Origin of the sequence: Autumnicola aciditolerans (genome assembly GCF_041679265.1) — a bacterium.
Taxonomy (GTDB): Bacteria; Bacteroidota; Bacteroidia; order Flavobacteriales; family Flavobacteriaceae; genus Autumnicola.
Map to the genome: position 1 here is coordinate 184,974 of NZ_JBGFSM010000009.1, position 15,362 is coordinate 200,335.

Consider the following 15,362-nt stretch of genomic DNA (forward strand, 5'->3'; position numbering starts at 1 on the left):
GCTAATGGAGTTATCCGTTAATGGCTTCCACCGTTTGTACTTTATCCCGGAGCATATCCCTGAGCATGGTTTCTATTCCGTTTTTAAGGGTCATGGTAGAAGAAGGGCAGCCGCTGCAGGCACCCTGAAGGATAACTTTTACCATTTTGCTGTCAGGATCGTAAGAATCAAAAAGAATATTACCTCCATCACTGGCTACCGCTGGTTTAATATATTCATCCAGAATAGCCATAATCTCCCGGGAAGTGTCATCTACATTATTAATATCAATTTTGGTCTCAGCAGAATTTTGTTCCTCTTCTTTTTTGGTTGCTGCAACCCTTACTGCTTCGGCCGAAATTACCTCATTGCCTTCCTGTAAATAGTTGGTTATAAATTCCCGAAGTTCCATAGCCACGCTATCCCATTCTGCAATGTCATATTTTTGAATGGAAACATAATTTTCATCAATAAAAATTTCCTTTATAAAGGGAAAGTGAAAGAGTTTTTGGGCAAGTGGGGCATCTTTTGCTTCATCTATATTTTTAAATTCAGCCGAATGGATTACCAGTTTCTTATTAGTAACAAATTTAAGGACTGCCGGGTTAGGAGTACTTTCAGCATAAACGGTTACCGGGATATTCTTTGGTTTCTCTTCTTTAGATTTAATAATCTCACCATCTGAATTCAGGTAATTTTCAATTTGCTCAGCCACTTCTTTTTCAACTTCGCTCCACGAAACAATATCATATTTTTCTATGGCTATAAAATTTTGGGCGATGTAAACCGTTTTAACAAAAGGCAGGAAAAATAATTGCTTTGCTATAGGGGAATCAGCTGCTTCATCTATGTTTTTAAATTCATAGCTTTCGTGCCGGGTGAGAAACTTATTGGCTTCAAACTTTACAATTGCAGGCTGGGTAGTATGCTGTATATTGATATTGAAATTATTCATGGCTAATTTTTTTGCAAAAATACTAAAGAAAAGTGACCTAATCTATATATTTACACCACATATGGGGACTCGATATTTTTCAGGTTGCAGAGATGCAGCGTTTTTTTCTTTTTTTAAAATTACATCAATAACAGGCAGGTGGCTTTTTTTAATGATATTGTTCAGTTTTGTGCTGCCGGCAAATGCACAGGAAGTAATCCCTACATATTCAGATTATCTTACTGATAATCTTTACTTACTGCATCCCTCTATGGCAGGTGCCGCAAATACCAATCAAATTAGGCTAACGGCGCGGCAGCAATGGTTTGACGTGGAAGACGCGCCAAGCCTACAAACTTTAAGTGTAAATGGGAGGCTTGGAGAAAAAGTTGGCCTTGGAGGAATTCTTTTTAATGACAGTAATGGTAATTATTCAAAAAGTGGTGCCTATGCCACGTTTGCCTACCATTTAATGTTCTCCAGGAGTGCCGCAAACTTAAACCAGTTATCTTTTGGAGTTAGCGCAGGAATTATTCAGCACCGGCTGGATGTGAGCAATTTTAGCCAGTATGATCCTTTAATAGGTGGGAATCAATCTGACTTTTATGCAAATATGGATTTAGGGATATCTTATTACCTTATGGACTTCTATGCGCATTTTGCGGCCAAGAATATGCTTTCGGTTAAAAGGGACTTGTTTTACTCAGATGCTGTGCCCAGTAATCAGCGAAAATATCTTTTCTCTGCAGGATATGTTTTTGAAGATATAAAGCCGTCCTGGAGCCTGGAACCCTCTCTACTGTTTCAGTTAAGGGAGCAGACTGCTGAAAAATCTATAGATATTAACCTGAAGGCTTACAAGGAAGTTAATTTTGGCCAGGCCTGGGGCGGCATTTCCTACAGGAACAGTTTTGAAGGTGCCGAGTACACTACCAACGGGACAGAAGTAAAAAGCCAGAGGCTACGATATATCACTCCCTTTGTTGGCGTAAACTATAAAAGGTTTCTGGTGGGATACACCTTTACCTATCAGTTAAATTCAGTGGTGCTAAGCAATAATGGCTTTCACCAGATCACGCTGGGGTATAATTTTGGAGAGAACAGGAAGCCTTACGATTGCAAATGTCCTGCGGTAAATAATTAAAAATCCAGGTAAGAGACCTGGTAATTTTTTGCTTCAGAATTAATAATAGCGGCCAATACCTCAGGATTTTTATTGCTGAAGAATTCCGGTGCAGGAAAGTCTAAGCTGGAATTAAGAAGCTTATTTTTTTCGAGAATCGCTTTTGTTTGTCTTGCCACTGCTTCCCCCGAATCTATTATTTGAACTTCTTGCGGGAGAATCTTTTTGAGCGTGGGAATTAAGTAGGGATAGTGGCTGCACCCAAGTACCAGGCAGTCAATTTTTTTTATAAGCATTGGTTTTAAAAGTCGTCTTAATAATTCTTCGGTCTCCACAGAATCTTTTCTGCCGCTTTCAATTAATTCAACAAGGCCATTACCTTCCACTTCAATCACCTCCATGTTATGCGTATACAATTCCGAAGTTTTAGAAAAAAGAGCACTGCTTAGCGTTCCTTTTGTAGCCAGGATTCCTATGGTTTTAGACCTGGAACGGAGGGCAGCAGGTTTTATGGCAGGTTCTATGCCTATAAAGGGTACGTTGTAAAAAGCTCTTAGATCCTGGATGGCGTTGGTGGTTGCAGTATTGCAGGCCACAACAATAAGCTTACAGCCAAGGGAAAGAAGCTTATCAGTATTCTTAAAACTGAGTTGTTTAATTACTTCTACAGGCTTTTCTCCATAGGGAGCGTTAATGCTATCGGCAAGGTAGATGGTTTTTTCATGGGGCAGGAGCAGGTGAATCTCTTTCCAGATGGAAGTCCCGCCTACACCGGAGTCAAAAATACCTATAGGATGAAAACTCATGTTTACAAAAATAAAAACTGCGCGATATTAGCGCGCAGTTTTAATGATTATTCCTGGGTGAAAGTTAATTAAATACCCAATTCTTTCTTTACATCTGGCATAAGGTCGTAACCATCTGCAAGAATAACACCTGTTCCTGTAGTGGAATCCAAAACATAATCGTAACCTTTAGCTCTTGCTACTTTCTGAATCGCCTGGCGTGCTTTTTCAATAATAGGGGCAATAAGGTCATTTTGTTTTTTCTGAAGCTCCTGTCTTGCCTGCTGGCTGTGCTCCTGGATTCTTCTTTGAGTCATTTGCATTTCCTGAGAACGTTTCTGGTTTTCCTCATCGGTCACAGTTTCCACTTCACTCTGGTAGCGTTGCATGGTTTTCTGAGCTTCAGTCAACATATCATTGATTTCAGCATCATAGGTTTTTTCCAGCTTTTCAAGCTGAGTCATAGCATCATTATATGCGGGCATAGCCTCTACCAGTTCCTGGGTTGCGATATGGGCAACTTTGGTTTGTGCGTTAGTGAAAGCGGTAGCTCCTAGGGTCAATGCTAAAGCTATAAAAAGTGTTCTGAATTGTTTCATTTCTAATTGTTATTAAGTGTTAAAGTATTTAAGGTTTATAAAATTATTAATTTATGGTATCTTTTTGTGCCCGTATGGCTCTTATGGAATCTATACGTCGCTGGCGTTCTTCAATAATTCTTGCTCTTCTGGCTTCAAGCTCTTTTTGTTTGGCGGCTTTTATAGAATCCCGCTGTTTTTGTCTTTCTGCAAGCAGCGCTTCTCTTTCATTTCTTTTTTCCTGGACTTCCTGGTTTTCTTCAGCTATTTTTTCATCCTGTTCCACAGTACGGTTTTCTTCCTCTTCCAAAGCCTCGAGCTCTTCTGGAGAATCAATCTGCCTCCTGTTGGCCGCACGGTTTATGCTTCTTAAAACCTGGTCACTAATATCGTACTGCTTATCGGCATAGATCATCCCGTTATTGGCGGTACGGTCAAACACCATATCCAGGTTCCTGTTTTCTGAAATTTCCTGCACCGCGGTGAATACCTGATCCTGTATAGGCCTTATAAGCTGTTTTTTCTGAATCATATAATCTCCATTGGGTCCAAACCTTTTTTGCTGATAATCCAGCGCCTGCTCCTCCTGGTAGGCAATTTCTTCTTCCCTTTCTTCAATGAGTTCTTTGGTAAGAAGTGCCCTTTCGTTATCCAGCCGGCTTTTCATTTCTTCTATGCCCCGTTTTTTTTCTTCAACTTCCTTTCTCCACTCATGGACTTTAGCGTCTAACTGCGCTGAAGCCTGTTGATATTGAGGTACATTTTCCAGTATATATTCCATATCTACATAACCAACTCTAAAGGATTTTTGTGCCGAAGCACTCCATCCGGAAATTGCGGTAAGAATTGTAAATATTAATATTCTACCTTTCATAATTCGATTATAGAAAATACCGTGCCAAATTAAAATTGCTGATTTAGGATAAAGTGTGTTTCCCACCCGTTTGGCCCCTGTTGGCCTACAATTGGATCAAATCCATAACCAAAATCAATACCCAGTAACCCAAACATCGGCATAAAAATCCTTATTCCTGCACCGGCAGATCTGTTCAGCTGAAATGGGTTAAAATCCCTAAAATTGTCATACGAAGCACCGCCTTCTAAAAAGGAAAGTGCATAAATAGAAGCCGATTGTTTAAGCGTAATTGGGAACCTGAGCTCCAGGGAATATTTGTTGTAAATAGTCGCCCCGTCATCTGTTGCTCCTGTAGGCCTGTCTATAGGCACTACAGACTGGTTTGGGTAACCTCTTAGCTGTATGGTCTCCCTTCCATCAAGGCTGTAGGCTCCCAGACCGTCGCCACCTAGGTAAAAACGTTCAAAAGGAGGAACGCCCCTGTTATTGTTATATGCCCCAAGAAAACCGTACTCTGCATTGGTGCGCAGTACAAGATTTTTGTTTGTGCCAAAATTGGCAAGGGTGGTGTACCAGGTTCCGTTAAATTTAACCTTATAGAATTCCAGCCATTTAAATTTCTCCTGGTCTATTTTACTTTGGTCCGGAACTGCATTTTCAGGGCTTACCCTTGCACCGGATTCATTAACTAAGTTTCCATTTTCGTCTTCCAGCTGGAATTCCCTCTGGTCCCCCAGGTTTTCATAATCTACCCCGTTCCATAAAGAGTAAGGAGGTGTAAATTTGGCAGTTAAGCGGAATTGTGACCCTCCAATTGGGAATACAGGATTGGTATAGGTATTATCCCTTGTTAACCCAAAAGTGTAAGTAAGGTTATTGGAATAGCCGTCCCCAAAAGTAAAGAGCCCGGTATTGTAGTTATTTAATTCATAACGCTGGAAACCAACGGCATGGGAAACCGTCATGTACCTGTCTGGCACGCTAAGGCGTTTTGCAAGGCCTACGCTAACTCCAAGAATGTCAAAACTTCGGCTTTTATCGGCTTTCCTGTTTACATAATCAAAAAGAAACTGGCGGGTGTAGCTAAAGGAAGTAGAGAAACTTACCGGTTTAACTCCTCCCAGCCATGGCTCACGGAAGGACAGGCTATAGGTTTGATAATAAGTACTTGCCTGTGCTCTTAAAGAAAGGCTTTGGCCGTCACCCATGGGTACAGGCCTATAGGCATCTTTGTCAAATATTCCGCTTAAGGAGAAATTATTAAAAGACAATCCCAGTGTACCAATAAAGCCTCCGCCGCCGTAACCTCCCTGAAGTTCTATCTGGCTTGCTCCAGACTCCACTACAGAATATTCCAGGTCCAGCGTACCGGTATTGGGATTTGGATCTATAAATTGTGGTTCCAGCTGCTCCGCATCAAAAAAGCCCAGTTGCCCAAGCTCTCTAATTGTGGCAATAACATTTGCTTTGCTGTATTTCTGGCCCGGCTTGGTGAGTAACTCTCTGTAAATAACGTGATCTTTTGTACGGTCATTTCCGGTGACGCGTATTTCATCAAAATAAGCCTCTTTCCCTTCGGTGATCCTAACTTCAAAGTATATGGTATCATTTTCAACATTGGTTTCCACAAGGTTGATGTTGGAGAAAAGATAGCCGTTGTTCTGGTAAAGGTTGGTTAAATCCTGGGCATCAGGTTTGGTATTATCCATAATTCTTTTGTCCAGCAGTACTCCATTATACACGTCTCCTGTTTTTATCCCGAATATTCTCGCCAGCTGGTCGTCTGTATATACACTGTTGCCAATAAATTCTATATCACCAATATAATAACGGGTGCCTTCTTCAATTTCTAACTGAAGGGCAATATCTCCATCTTCTTTTTTAACCAGCGTATCTGAGACAATCCTTGCATCTCTAAAACCGTTTTCTTTGTATTTATCTATAACAGAAACTTTATCTTCCTGATAATCATCCCTCACAAATTTTGATCTTTTCCAGAAACGCAGGAAATTTTTCTGTTTGGTATTTTTCATGTTACGCCTTAGTTTGGCGTCTGAGAATTCCTGGTTTCCAACAAAGTCAATTGCATCAATTTTAACCCGATCCCCCCGGTCTACATTTACCACCATATTTACCTTGTTTGCGTTGGTGCTGTCTTTAACAGGAATGGTGTTTATAGCTACTTTGGTATTAAAATAACCATCTTTACGGTATTTGCTTTCAATGTAGTTTTTGGTGGTGGTAATAAGGTTTTCAGTCACTTTTGTGCCGGTGGTGAGATTGTTTTCCTTGATGAGTTCTTCTTTCTCCCTTTTTTTCTTAATTCCCTGTATGCGGGCATTGGCAAGCTGAGGTACTTCCTGTACTTCCAGTTCCAGGTCTGCTACATTGCCTTCAACATTGGTGATGTAAAAATTGATATCGCTAAAACTGCCAATATCCCATAGCTTCTGTACCACCTTACTTAAGCGTTGTCCCGGGATGTAAATTTCTTCCCCTTTTTTTAGGCCGGTGTATGCGATGATGGTTTGCTCGTTAAAAGAGGTGTTTCCTGTAACCTTAATATCGCCAATAATATATTTTTCGCCGTTGGCAAGAGGTAAATCCTGAGCTTGTGTGGGTATGCTAAATATAAAGATAAATGCTAAAAGAGCCAGTGCCCTGTTTATTGTGAATGCATTAACCGAGTTGCTCACTAGTTTTTCCAAATCTTCGTTCTCTGTTTTGATAATTGTAAATGGCTTCAAAAAGGTTTTCTTTTCTAAAATCCGGCCATAAAATGCTCGTAAAATATAATTCGGCATAAGCAATTTGCCATAGCAGGAAATTGCTTATACGCTGCTCCCCGCTTGTTCTAATTAGCAGATCTACATCTGGTAAATTGCGGGTGTAAAGATGCTCATTAATAACCGATTCATCAATAGCATCAGCAGATAATTCGTTATTTTTAACTTTATTGCTAATGGATTTAATGCAATTGGTTAATTCCTCCCGTGAACCGTAACTAAGGGCAAGGGTAAGAACCATTCTTTCATTGGAAGCTGTTTTATCTATAACTTCCTTTAATTCTTTTCTGGCCTTCTTTGGAAGTGTTTCCAGGTTTCCTATCGCATTTAACCTAATATTATTGTCCTGCAGGGTCTTTATCTCTTTGCGCAGGGAAGACACCAGCAAGCGCATTAAGGTATCCACCTCCAGTTTGGGCCTGTTCCAGTTTTCTGTAGAAAAAGCATAGAGGGTGAGATTTTCCACTCCAATCTCGGCGCAACCTTCAACAACATCCCGTACTGCAGTAGTGCCTTCTTCATGACCCACCGCTCGCATGAAGCCTTTTTGTTTGGCCCAACGACCATTACCATCCATGATCACAGCGATGTGCCTGGGTAATTTTTCGGGGTTCACTTTGTCTTTATAGGCCATTTATAGATTGCAATAACAAGGTTTTCTTCCAAAGTTAAACGTTAGACTCACGCCTGTAAACACATACCAGTCTGTGGTATTCCTGTTCCCGAATTCAATAGGAGGATCTCTTCTGCCCAGGAGTTCTTCAGGCCAGCTTCCGTCTAAATTATCGGTAAAGGTATAGCGTGCGCCAATTTCCAGTGCCCCCACCAGGTGTTCAGTAATCGTTTCTTTATAGCCAAAAACCATAGGAATGGCAAATTCCCAGTTAGAGCCTTCGTTTACCAGATTTCCTGCGCGGCCATTTTTAAGATACATATGATCTGCCCTAAAATAGGTCAAACCCGTGTATAGATAGGGAGAACTCTGGGGGGTGCCTGCATGCAGGTCAAATTCATAGAAATTAAATTCTATTCCCAGGGAAGCTTCTGCAATGGTATTACTAAAAGAATAACCTCTTTGCTGTCTTCTGGTATCGCTGGAATTGGCATCGTCTGCAGCTATTTCAGCATACAATAAAGACAAGCGCCAGGAATGCCTGGGGCTTCTGTTCCATTTAAATAAGGCTCCTCCTACCAAGGTGTTGGGATTTATATAGTTGGTTTTACCTACATCTCCTATATAATTAGCACCACCAATAAAGGGCCCAACCTCAAAAGTTTGGGAATATGCAGTGGTGGCAATAACCATAAAGACAAAAGCAAGTAGGTGCTTCATAGGTTTTTAAAAGTTTGCAAATATAACAATTATGTTTGCTCCACAATAATTTGAGCATTTTTGTACATAGTCATTAACAGAATTTGAAACTTTTTATTGCTTAGTTCCGTTTATCTTCTCCCCAAAGCAGCTTTTTACGAAGGGTTTTTAAAAAGCTGTCCCCATGCAGCTCTACAATTTTAATAGCATAGGGTGCTTTTTCTATAGTAATCTCGGTTTCATTGGTGAGGGTTGCAATACGGGAGTCCATAGAGACCAGATAAGATTTTTCCCGTCCCGATACCTTCATCCTTATCTTGGTATTATCCTTTATAACCAAGGGCCTGGCGTTAAGGTTATGCGGAGCTATTGGGGTGATAATTAATGAGTTAACATTAGGAGTGATTACAGGGCCCCCACAGCTTAAGGAATATCCCGTGGAGCCTGTGGGGGTGGAAATAATCACCCCATCTGCCCAATAGGAGGTGAGGTATTGCCCATCCAGCCAGGTGTCTACGGTAATCATAGAAGTGGTATTCTTGCGGCTTACGGCAATTTCATTTAAAGCCACATGGCCAAAAACACCGTCATCATTTTCCGGGTCGGTGGAGATTTGAAGGAGACTTCTTTCAGAAATACTATAATCTTTTTCCAGGATGCTGTGTATAGTGGCTTCAATTTCTTCCTTTTGAATGGTGGCAAGGAAACCCAACCTCCCGGTATTAATCCCTAAAATTGGAATATCAAGGTCTCTAATATAGTTTATAGATTTTAGGATAGTGCCATCTCCGCCTATACAAAAAAAGAGGTCGTAAGAATTATCCAGCTCCTCAAAAGTGCGAAAATGGTTGTATTCTTTATTTATGGTTTCATTTTTATTGATAAGGTCAAGAAAATGTTCTTCTATAATTACCTGAATGTTTTCCTTATCCAGTAATTCCAGAAGCTGTCCAATGTATTTTCCTGCATTAGCGTGATAGAACTGCCCGTAAATCCCTATTTTCATTTACCTGTATTTACTGTTAAAAATTTTGATTTGATCAACTTGGCTCTTTACCTCACTAGATGTTCAGGTACTTATCCAGGTATTTAGACCTGTCTTTCATATTTTTCTGAAAAGTGTCCTCCTGGTGCTCCGATACAATGTTGTAACCGTATCGTCTAAAAGCCTGTATGATGCTATTCATGCCTACAGGGCTTGTTTTTATAGTGATTTCAGCCACGTCATTCTCTATCCTGGAAATAAAAGCGCCTAGAACATGGCCGTTATTGGATTCCACAATTTGGCTAATTTCACTAAAGGAGTAATCTTTAAAGCCCTTTGCCACTACCAGGATGTTTCCTCCTTCGCTTAAAAACGGGGTCTGGTTAAAGAGATTGATGATGTCGTTTATCTCCAGGTATCCGCAGTATTTATTTTCCTCATCTAAAACCGGAAGCAAATTAGTGTCATTTTGGGCAAAAGCTTCAAGAATATCCAGCCAGTAAGCTGTTTCTCTCACAAAGAAGCCTTCCAGAGAATATTGGTAATCCTCCAGGGATTTTTTGGTATCAAAACAGCGAATATCATTTTCTGAAATACATCCAATATAAATCCCGTCTTTTTCAACGGGAAGATGAGTGTAAGTAAGATTGTTGAACAGGTCCTGGGTTTCTCCAATATTATCTGATAGGTCCAGAATGGCAATGTCATTTAAAATATTTTCCTCCATACTCATAAGCACTCCTTTTTCTGCAAATTAATCAAAATAATATTCATTAAGGCAGGGCCAACTTTGTATTTTTGTTATTAAAATCAGGAAAAATGACGAAATTAAGCGTAAATATCAATAAAATTGCCACTCTCCGTAATGCACGAGGCGGGAACATTCCCAATGTGGTTCAAATGGCCAAAGATATAGAGTCTTTTGGTGCTGAGGGAATCACGGTACATCCACGGCCAGACGAAAGGCATATTACCTACCAGGATGTGCTGGATCTTAGTCCCTTGCTTAAAACAGAGTTCAATATAGAAGGAAACCCTATTACAAAATTTGTAAATCTTGTTTTGGAGGTGAAACCCGCACAGGTCACGCTGGTTCCAGATGATGAAGATGCCATTACCTCCAATGCTGGATGGGATACGGTAAAATATAAGGATTTTTTGAAAGAAGTGATCTCCGGGTTTCGGCAAAACGGGATTCGTAGTTCTATTTTTGTGGATCCTAACCCTGAAATGATTAAAGCCGCCGCAGAAACCGGGACAGACAGGATTGAGCTTTATACTGAAGCTTACGCAAAGGCGTACGCTAAGGGAGATAAAAACGCGGTAAAATCTTATGCGGAATGTGCAAAAATCGCCCATGACGCCGGAATTAAAGTAAATGCCGGCCATGATCTTTCTTTAGATAATATAGGCTTTTTTAAAGAGCAGGTATCATATCTGGAAGAGGTGTCCATTGGACACGCGCTTATCTCGGAAGCACTCTATCTGGGGATGGAAAAAACTATTGCAAAATATTTAAAGTTGCTTAAATAGATGAAATTACATTCAAATATAATTGGAGAAGGAAAGCCTTTTTTAATTCTGCACGGTTTCTTGGGTATGAGTGATAACTGGAAAACGCTGGGAAATCAATTTGCAGATGCAGGATACCAGGTTCACCTTATAGATCAGCGAAATCACGGTAAAAGTCCGCATAGCGATGACTTTAATTATAATCTTCTTGCAGAAGATATTGTGGAATATTGTGAAGACAAAAATCTTAAAGAGATTATTCTTATGGGACACTCTATGGGTGGAAAAACGGCCATGCTAACTGCGGTGCTATATCCTGAACTTGTTCAAAAGCTTGTAGTGGTAGACATAGCACCAAAATATTATGCGCCCCACCACCAGGAAATCCTGGCAGGACTTACCGCATTAGATAAAGCTAGCCTTACCTCAAGAGGAGAGGCAGAAGATTTTTTGAAAGAATTTGTGCCCGATACCGGTACCAGGCTTTTTCTTCTTAAAAATCTTTACTGGGAAACAAAAGAAAAACTGGCGCTAAAGCTTAACCTCAATTCCTTAAAAGAAAATATAGAGAATATTGGGGCGGCACTTCCAGCACAATATATTTATGATAAACCGGTGCTTTTTATTAAAGGAGAAAAATCAGGTTATATCAAGGAAGAAGACTGGCCTGCGATTAAAGAGCAGTTTTCTCAGGCTGAACTGATTACAATTACAGGAGCCGGGCATTGGGTACATGCCGAGAAAAAAAAGGAATTTTTTAAAGCAGTAAAGCAGTTTATTTCATAGGTGTTAAATTTATTATGCATACATAATAATTAGGATCAAATCTTGCACAATATTAATTTTCTATTAATTTTGAAGGGTAAATTCTAAAAGAAATAAAATTTAACCCAATCTAGACTATGAAAAAACTATTCTTGCTCGCACTTTGCGGGCTGGCTTCCTGCCTTACTTATGCGGGTGGATACCGGGTGAGCCTTCAGGGCCAAAGATCTTTGGCTATGGGGCATACCGGGGTAGCTTTGGTTAATAATGCTGAACTTGCTTTTTTTAATCCTGCCGGGCTGGTGTATCTTGAAAACAAAATTAACATAGCCGCAGGAGCCAGCGCCGTTTTTTCTGACGTAAGCTGGCAAAATGAAGAATTTGGGCAAATGGCTCAAACCGATAGTCCGGTGGGTACGCCTTTCTATGCTTACTTTTCATATAAGGCCAATGACTGGCTTTCCCTGGGTTTAAGTGCCTATACTCCCTACGGAAGTTCTGTAGAATGGCCCGAGGATTGGGCTGGTTCCCACCTGGTAAACAACATAGACCTGCAGGCAATTTATATTCAGCCGTTGGCTTCTGTAAAAATTTCGGATAAGTTAAGTATTGGTGGAGGGCCTATTTTTGTTACCGGAGCGGTCAACTTCAACAGGAATCTTTCCCGAAACCTTACCAATATAGAAGGAGAACGAGCCAACGTAACTGTAGATGCTTCCGGAGTAAATGCCTGGGGATGGTCTTTGGGAGGAATGTACAGCCCAACAGAAGATCTCAGGTTTGGTGTTAATTATCGTTCAGAAGTAATTTTAGAAGCCGAAAATGGGGACGCACATTTTGAAAATGTTCCAAATTCCCCAAGGACTCCTTATCAGGATACTCAATTTGACGCGGCTTTGCCAATGCCCGCCGAATTAACTGTGGGCGCATCTTATCACTTCCTGGATAAATGGACCGTAGCTTTTGATTATAACCGTACCTACTGGGGTGTTTACGAATCACTTGATATAGATTTTGCAGATCCCAATATTCCTGATTCCTACAACCCAAGAAGTTATGAAGATGCTTCTATTTACAGGTTCGGGCTTCAGTATGTGGCGAATGAAACATTTACATTAAGGGCCGGCTATTATTTTGATGAATCTCCAGTGCAATCAGGTTATTTTGCGCCGGAAACTCCCCGAAATGACTCGAATAATTTTACCGGCGGCCTTTCTGTGAAGATAAATAACATGTTTGCTATAGATGCGTCTTTCCTGTACAGCAGGTTTAAGGAAATAGATGAAAGCTATAATTACTATGCTGAAGGAGAAGGCCAAGCACGGGTGGAAGTGCCTTTTGGCGGAACTTATAAATCTTCTGCCTTTGTACCCGGACTTGGAGTAACTATCAAAATTTAATTAACGTAAAATGAAAAATTATTTTAAATATATCGCAATTCTGGCTTTGGGAATGGTGGCCTGTGAACCGGAATTTGAAAATCCAATAGATGAACAGGGGTATTACAGCAATGGAGAGGCAGATTTTACCAATTATGTCGCGCTGGGAAATTCCCTTACCGCCGGGTATGCAGATGGTTCCCTGTACCTTTCGGGGCAAAAGAATTCCTATCCTAACATTCTTGCACAACAGTTTTCTGTAGTTCAGGATATTGAGGAATTCCGCCAGCCATTGGTTAATGATAATGCAGGTGGTTTGCTGGCTGCGGGCCAGCCGATCCCTGGATTCAATACACGCCTGGTGCTTGCTTTTGATGAGGATGGAAACCCGGCGCCTATGAGGTATCGTGGGGAAGATCCTACTACAGAGGTTACCGCTGTTCTTGACGGTCCTTTTAATAACATGGGGGTACCGGGAGCCAAAAGCTATCATTTAATTGCTCCAAATTACGGGAATTTAAACGGGTTGTCCAGCCAGCCGGCTACAGCTAATCCTTACTTTGTAAGGTTTGCTTCCTCTCCGGAAACTACGGTACTACAGGACGCCCTTGCGCAAAATCCAAGCTTCTTTACTTTATGGATAGGAAATAACGATGTGTTGGGTTATGCCACTTCCGGAGGAACGGGTGTAGATCAAACAGGAACAGGGGCTTCTCCTGCCACCTACGGTACAAATGATATTACAGATCCCATGGTTTTTGCCGGAGTTTATCTTCAAATGGTACAGGCGCTTACAGAGAGCGCTTCCGGTGGAGTGCTTATCAATATTCCCGATGTAACTACCGTTCCTTATTTTACCACTGTGCCCTACGCGCCTTTAAGTCCTGCAGACCCAGATTTTGGTCCTCAGATTCCTACTTTAAACGCGACTTTTGCCGGTTTAAATCAGGCTTTTGATTTCTTACAGGTTCCCAGCCGCAAAATCAGTTTTTCTGAAACCGGTGCAAGCCCTGTTCTTATAAAAGATGAATCTTTAACAGACCTTTCCCAGCAAATAACCAAGGTTTTAACTGAATCTGGTGCTGTAGACGCTGCAACAGCAGCCCTTTACGGGATGCAGTTTGGGCAGGTGAGGCAGGCCACTACTGAAGATTTGCTGGTACTTACCAGCTCTGGCGTAATTGGTAATATTAATCAGCAAAGAGTGCAGGAGTTAATGAGTTTTGGGTTGGATCAAACCAGTGCAGCACAACTTTCCGTTAACGGAATTACTTATCCGCTGGAAGATCAATATGTTTTAATTCCTCAAGAGCAACAAACTATTGCTGCGGCTACAACGGCCTATAACCAGGCGATAGCCAGCGCTGCTAACCAGTTTGACCTTGGCCTGCTGGATGTAAATGCCATGCTAACTCAGCTGGCTAATGGTGGGATTCCTTTTGACGCCGGTAATATAAATGCCACTTTCGTAACGGGAGGGGCTTTCTCCCTGGATGGGATTCATCTAACCCCACGCGGCTATTCTGTAATTGCCAATGGCATAATAGAAGAAATTAATAAAACCTATAACGCTGAGGTGCCAAAAGTGAATCCGGGTAATTACGCCACGGTTACTTTAAGCCAGGACGTACAATAGTCTTAAAATTCACCCAAAGTTTTCGGAAGCCGTCTCATTTACCAAAATGAGGCGGTTTTTATTTGGTGTCGGTTTTAACTAAGATTTTATGTGTTTTTCTTCTGAAAAAAGTAAAAGAGAGTGGTTTACGCACTCTTCTTTCTAATATTGTGTGCCAGGGCGTGTAATCCAAACTCTAATTCCACTTTTTCCAGTCCGCGGTGGGTAAATCTTTTAAAATTCCGGTTGTGTTTAACATGAGCAAAGACCGGCTCAACATCGGCCGTTCGTTTTTTTAGTTTGGCTTGACCTATTTCAGATAAAAGATCCTCCCGTGCCTTTTGCTTGTAATGTTCCAGCGTATGGTTTCGCTCTACAACCCGCTTATTCTTTCCCTTGAAACAGACGCTTCTAATGGGGCAGCCTGTACAATTTTTAGCGCTATACTTACTGTAGGTTTGTTTATAACCTGATTTGGTGGTTTTGTTTCCTTCAGCTATTTTCTCCATTTTTTGCCCCATTGGACACACATAATAATCCTCCTTTTCATTATAATGTAGCTGATCGCGATGGAAGGACGATGCGGCTTTTCTTTTCTTCCCTGCTTTATGCTGTTCCTGGTCAAAGGTGTTGAACTTTACGTAGGCCTGGATTCCTTTCTTAGCTAATAATTCATAATTTTCCTGGCTTCCATAGCCTGCATCAGCAGTAAGAGACTCGGGAAGGCATTGGTATAAGTCCTGATAATTCTCC

15 protein-coding genes are annotated in these 15,362 nt (G+C 41.0%); 5 read left to right on the forward strand and 10 right to left on the reverse strand.

Translation table 11 applies throughout. From position 1 onward, the window contains the following. Nucleotides 1-10: 10 nt before the first annotated feature. On the reverse strand, nt 11-934 hold the full coding sequence (locus AB8M93_RS11890) for a NifU family protein (protein WP_373057904.1): 924 nt from the start codon (nt 932-934) through the stop codon (nt 11-13). A 151-nt stretch (nt 935-1,085) separates the two neighbouring features. Here AB8M93_RS11890 and AB8M93_RS11895 point away from each other — a divergent pair, with 151 nt between their 5' ends. Next, nucleotides 1,086-2,057: a PorP/SprF family type IX secretion system membrane protein gene (locus AB8M93_RS11895; protein WP_373057906.1), complete on the forward strand. Its 972-nt coding sequence runs from the start codon at nt 1,086-1,088 to the stop codon at nt 2,055-2,057. Here AB8M93_RS11895 and murI read toward each other — a convergent pair. The 8 genes from murI to AB8M93_RS11935 all read right to left on the reverse strand — a co-directional run bounded on the left by murI (nt 2,054) and on the right by AB8M93_RS11935 (nt 10,071). Then, the gene (murI, locus tag AB8M93_RS11900; RefSeq protein WP_373057908.1) at nt 2,054-2,842 is read right to left on the reverse strand and encodes a glutamate racemase; all 789 of its coding nucleotides are present in this window, start codon (nt 2,840-2,842) and stop codon (nt 2,054-2,056) included. The genes AB8M93_RS11895 and murI overlap by 4 nt on opposite strands. Before the next feature lie 68 nt (nt 2,843-2,910). Next, entirely contained in the window at nt 2,911-3,420 is a 510-nt protein-coding gene (locus tag AB8M93_RS11905) for an OmpH/Skp family outer membrane protein (protein WP_373057910.1), read from the reverse strand. Between the two features lie 46 nt (nt 3,421-3,466). Continuing rightward, nucleotides 3,467-4,273 (reverse strand): OmpH/Skp family outer membrane protein, encoded by an 807-nt coding sequence (locus tag AB8M93_RS11910; RefSeq protein ID WP_373057912.1) that lies wholly within the window; start codon nt 4,271-4,273, stop codon nt 3,467-3,469. 29 nt (nt 4,274-4,302) lie between these two features. Then, entirely contained in the window at nt 4,303-7,002 is a 2,700-nt protein-coding gene (locus AB8M93_RS11915; RefSeq protein ID WP_373057914.1) for a BamA/OMP85 family outer membrane protein, read from the reverse strand. Next, nucleotides 6,935-7,675, reverse strand: coding sequence for an undecaprenyl pyrophosphate synthase (gene uppS, locus AB8M93_RS11920; protein WP_373057916.1), 741 nt, complete (start codon nt 7,673-7,675; stop codon nt 6,935-6,937). Before uppS ends, AB8M93_RS11915 begins: the two co-directional genes overlap by 68 nt. Beyond that, on the reverse strand, nt 7,676-8,374 hold the full coding sequence (gene porG / locus AB8M93_RS11925; RefSeq protein WP_373057918.1) for a type IX secretion system protein PorG: 699 nt from the start codon (nt 8,372-8,374) through the stop codon (nt 7,676-7,678). It lies immediately after the preceding gene. A 100-nt stretch (nt 8,375-8,474) separates the two neighbouring features. After that, nucleotides 8,475-9,359: an NAD kinase gene (locus AB8M93_RS11930; RefSeq protein WP_373057920.1), complete on the reverse strand. Its 885-nt coding sequence runs from the start codon at nt 9,357-9,359 to the stop codon at nt 8,475-8,477. Nucleotides 9,360-9,414: 55 nt separating this feature from the next. Beyond that, entirely contained in the window at nt 9,415-10,071 is a 657-nt protein-coding gene (locus AB8M93_RS11935) for a CBS domain-containing protein (protein WP_373057922.1), read from the reverse strand. A gap of 86 nt (nt 10,072-10,157) precedes the next feature. Here AB8M93_RS11935 and AB8M93_RS11940 point away from each other — a divergent pair, with 86 nt between their 5' ends. From AB8M93_RS11940 to AB8M93_RS11955, 4 genes are all read left to right on the forward strand, one after another. Continuing rightward, complete coding sequence (locus tag AB8M93_RS11940) at nt 10,158-10,871, forward strand: pyridoxine 5'-phosphate synthase (protein WP_373057924.1); 714 nt, start codon at nt 10,158-10,160, stop codon at nt 10,869-10,871. Next, complete coding sequence (locus tag AB8M93_RS11945) at nt 10,872-11,636, forward strand: alpha/beta fold hydrolase (RefSeq protein WP_373057926.1); 765 nt, start codon at nt 10,872-10,874, stop codon at nt 11,634-11,636. Nucleotides 11,637-11,752: 116 nt separating this feature from the next. Continuing rightward, on the forward strand, nt 11,753-13,015 hold the full coding sequence (locus AB8M93_RS11950; protein ID WP_373057928.1) for an OmpP1/FadL family transporter: 1,263 nt from the start codon (nt 11,753-11,755) through the stop codon (nt 13,013-13,015). Nucleotides 13,016-13,025: 10 nt separating this feature from the next. Then, nucleotides 13,026-14,630 carry an SGNH/GDSL hydrolase family protein gene (locus tag AB8M93_RS11955; RefSeq protein WP_373057930.1) on the forward strand — a complete coding sequence of 535 codons (1,605 nt, stop codon included), beginning with the start codon at nt 13,026-13,028 and terminating at the stop codon, nt 14,628-14,630. A gap of 125 nt (nt 14,631-14,755) precedes the next feature. Here AB8M93_RS11955 and AB8M93_RS11960 read toward each other — a convergent pair. Then, nucleotides 14,756-15,362: transposase (locus tag AB8M93_RS11960; RefSeq protein WP_373057932.1), on the reverse strand; the 607-nt coding region annotated here is incomplete at its 5' end.

Coding starts and splice junctions, on each gene's coding strand:
- AB8M93_RS11890 (WP_373057904.1), bottom strand. CDS start 934: ATGAATAATTTCAATATCAATATACAGCATACTACCCAGCCTGCAATT.
- AB8M93_RS11895 (WP_373057906.1), top strand. CDS start 1,086: ATGATATTGTTCAGTTTTGTGCTGCCGGCAAATGCACAGGAAGTAATC.
- murI (WP_373057908.1), bottom strand. CDS start 2,842: ATGAGTTTTCATCCTATAGGTATTTTTGACTCCGGTGTAGGCGGGACT.
- AB8M93_RS11905 (WP_373057910.1), bottom strand. CDS start 3,420: ATGAAACAATTCAGAACACTTTTTATAGCTTTAGCATTGACCCTAGGA.
- AB8M93_RS11910 (WP_373057912.1), bottom strand. CDS start 4,273: ATGAAAGGTAGAATATTAATATTTACAATTCTTACCGCAATTTCCGGA.
- uppS (WP_373057916.1), bottom strand. CDS start 7,675: ATGGCCTATAAAGACAAAGTGAACCCCGAAAAATTACCCAGGCACATC.
- porG (WP_373057918.1), bottom strand. CDS start 8,374: ATGAAGCACCTACTTGCTTTTGTCTTTATGGTTATTGCCACCACTGCA.
- AB8M93_RS11930 (WP_373057920.1), bottom strand. CDS start 9,359: ATGAAAATAGGGATTTACGGGCAGTTCTATCACGCTAATGCAGGAAAA.
- AB8M93_RS11935 (WP_373057922.1), bottom strand. CDS start 10,071: ATGAGTATGGAGGAAAATATTTTAAATGACATTGCCATTCTGGACCTA.
- AB8M93_RS11940 (WP_373057924.1), top strand. CDS start 10,158: ATGACGAAATTAAGCGTAAATATCAATAAAATTGCCACTCTCCGTAAT.
- AB8M93_RS11945 (WP_373057926.1), top strand. CDS start 10,872: ATGAAATTACATTCAAATATAATTGGAGAAGGAAAGCCTTTTTTAATT.
- AB8M93_RS11950 (WP_373057928.1), top strand. CDS start 11,753: ATGAAAAAACTATTCTTGCTCGCACTTTGCGGGCTGGCTTCCTGCCTT.
- AB8M93_RS11955 (WP_373057930.1), top strand. CDS start 13,026: ATGAAAAATTATTTTAAATATATCGCAATTCTGGCTTTGGGAATGGTG.